A 2974-nucleotide genomic window follows, 5' to 3' on the forward strand; every position below is an offset into this window, starting at 1 on the left:
AAACCGCCCGCCGCACCAGCATTTCCCTGATCTTGCCGATGGCCTTCGTCGGGTTGAGTCCCTTCGGGCATACATCGACGCAGTTCATGATCGTGTGGCAGCGGAACAGGCGATACGGGTCTTCCAGATTATCGAGCCGCTCGCCGGTTGCCTGATCGCGGCTATCGGCGATAAAGCGATACGCCTGCAACAAGCCCGCCGGACCCACGAACTTGTCCGGATTCCACCAGAAGCTCGGGCACGACGTCGAGCAGCTTGCGCACAGAATGCACTCGTAAAGACCGTCCAGCTCGTCGCGCTCCACCGGCGACTGCAAGCGCTCCTTCTCCGGCGGCGGCGTGTCGTTGATCAGATACGGCTTGATCGAGTGATACTGGTTGAAGAACTGCGTGAAGTCGCAGATCAGATCGCGCACCACCGGCAGCCCCGGCAGCGGGCGCAGCACGATGCGCTGCGGCAGATCGTTCAGGTTCGTGAGACACGCGAGCCCGTTCTTGCCGTTGATGTTCATCGCGTCCGAGCCGCACACGCCCTCGCGGCACGAGCGACGGAACGACAGCGTTTCATCGAGCTCCTTCAGCTTCACCAGCGCGTCGAGCAGCATGCGTTCATGCGTCAGATCGAGCTCGTAGCTCTGCATGCGCGGCGCGGCGTCCTTGTCCGGATCGTACCGGTAGACCTCAAATATTCTCTTTGCCATTTGGATATCCTTGCCCTTGCCTTAGAAGGTACGCGCCTTCGGCGGCACCGATTCGACCGTCAGCGGCTTCATCTGCACCGGCTTGTAGTCGAGGCGATTGCCTTCGCTGAACCACAGCGTATGACGCATCCAGTTCTCGTCATCGCGATGTTCGTAGTCGCTGTGCGCATGCGCGCCGCGGCTTTCCTTGCGCGCTTCGGCCGACACCATCGTCGCGCGCGCCACTTCGATCAGGTTCGCCAGCTCCAGCGCCTCGACCTTCGCGGTGTTGAACACCTTCGACTTGTCCTTCAGGTGCACGTGCTTCACGCGCTCGGCCAATTCCGCGACCTTCTCGACGCCCTCTTCCAGGAGCTTCGAGGTGCGGAACACGCCCGCGTGCGACTGCATCGTCGCGCGGATGTCGTTGGCGATGTGCTGCGTGTATTCGCCCGAGGTCGACTTCTCCAGCACCGCGAGGCGTTCCAACGCGAAGTCGGCGGCATCGGCCGGCAGCGGCTTGTGCTCCTTCATCTCCTGCGCGTGCTTGATGATGTGGTTGCCCGCCGCGCGGCCGAACACCACGAGGTCGAGCAGCGAGTTCGTGCCCAGACGGTTCGCGCCGTGCACCGACACGCACGAGCATTCGCCGACCGCGTAAAAGCCGTTCACTGGATCGTCGTAGCCCTTCGCCGTGCCGACGACTTGCCCATGCATGTTCGTCGGAATCCCGCCCATCTGATAGTGGATGGTCGGCACCACGGGAATCGGCTCTTTGATGCAGTCGACGTTGGCGAACTTGAGCGCGATCTCGCGAATCGACGGCAGACGCTTCATGATCGTCTCGGCGCCGATATGCGACAGGTCCAGCAGCACGTGATCCTTGTTCGGACCGACGCCGCGTCCTTCCTTGATCTCCTGGTCCATCGAACGCGAAACGAAGTCGCGCGGCGCGAGATCTTTGAGCGTCGGCGCGTAGCGTTCCATGAAGCGGTCGCCGTTCGCGTTACGCAAGATGCCGCCTTCGCCGCGCACGCCTTCGGTGATGAGCACGCCCGCGCCTGCGACGCCCGTCGGGTGGAACTGCCAGAACTCCATGTCCTGCAGCGCGATGCCCGAGCGCGCGGCCATGCCGAGACCATCGCCCGTATTGATGAACGCATTGGTCGATGCCGCGAAGATGCGACCCGCGCCGCCGGTGGCGAACAGCGTGGTCTTGCCTTCGAGGATGTACACCTCACCCGTTTCCATTTCGAGCGCGGTCACGCCGAGCACGTCGCCGTCGGCGTCGCGGATCAGATCCAGCGCCATCCACTCGACGAAGAAGTGCGTCTTGGCCGCGACGTTCTGCTGATACAGCGTGTGCAGCAAGGCGTGACCGGTGCGGTCAGCCGCCGCGCAGGCGCGTTGCACGGGCTTCTCGCCGTAGTTCGCGGTATGGCCGCCGAACGGGCGCTGATAGATGGTGCCGTCCGGATTGCGGTCGAACGGCATGCCCATGTGTTCCAACTCGTAGACCGCATTGGGCGCTTCGCGGCACATGAACTCGATGGCGTCCTGATCGCCGAGCCAGTCCGAGCCTTTGATCGTGTCGTAGAAGTGGTAGTGCCAGTTGTCCTCGCTCATGTTGCCGAGCGATGCGCCGATGCCGCCTTGCGCGGCCACCGTATGCGAGCGCGTGGGAAACACCTTGGAGAGCACCGCGACGGACAGGCCCGCGCGCGCGAGCTGCAGCGACGCGCGCATGCCCGAGCCGCCCGCGCCCACGATCACCACGTCGAAGCGCCGACGCGGCAAGGAAGTCTTGATTGCAGCCATGTTCTTTAAACTCTCCAGAGAATCTGTGCAGCGTAGCCGGCGCATCCGATGAGCCACAGGACCGTCAGCACCAGCAGACCCAGGCGCAATCCGACGGGCTTCACGTAATCCATCCAGATGTCGCGCATGCCGACCCACGCGTGATAGAAGAGCGAGAGCAAGGCGACGAAGGTGGCGAGCTTCATCCACTGCATCGCGAAGATGCCGGCCCAGCCTTCATAGGAGAAGTTATGCGCGCCGAAAAAGAGCACGAGCAGCAAGAGCGTGTACACCGCCACGGCGACGGCCGTCACGCGTTGCGCGAGCCATTCGCCTGTGCCGTAATGCGCGCCCACGACGAGGCGCTTCGGGCCGACCCGGTTTTGCGTTCCCATGTTAGAAGGCTCCGAAAAGTTTCAGCGCGACGGCAAGCGTCAGCACGAGCGACACGACCAGCACCGCGATGGCGGTCTGCCGTCCGCCTTCCTTGTTCACGGC

General features: G+C 63.3%; 3 protein-coding genes. All 3 read right to left on the minus strand.

Features of this window, described 5'->3' with window-relative positions; genetic code table 11:
- Positions 1-700: succinate dehydrogenase iron-sulfur subunit (locus NCR37_RS28220; protein WP_244849783.1), on the minus strand; the 700-nt coding region annotated here is incomplete at its 3' end.
- A 21-nt stretch (positions 701-721) separates the two neighbouring features.
- A complete protein-coding gene (sdhA, locus tag NCR37_RS28225; RefSeq protein ID WP_250476105.1) occupies positions 722-2497 on the minus strand; it encodes a succinate dehydrogenase flavoprotein subunit in 1776 nt (591 codons plus the stop codon).
- A gap of 5 nt (positions 2498-2502) precedes the next feature.
- Complete coding sequence (gene sdhD / locus NCR37_RS28230) at positions 2503-2871, minus strand: succinate dehydrogenase, hydrophobic membrane anchor protein (RefSeq protein WP_175940907.1); 369 nt, start codon at positions 2869-2871, stop codon at positions 2503-2505.
- Positions 2872-2974: the final 103 nt, after the last annotated feature.

Origin of the sequence: Caballeronia sp. GAFFF1 (assembly GCF_023630705.1) — a bacterium.
Lineage (GTDB): Bacteria > Pseudomonadota > Gammaproteobacteria > Burkholderiales > Burkholderiaceae > Caballeronia.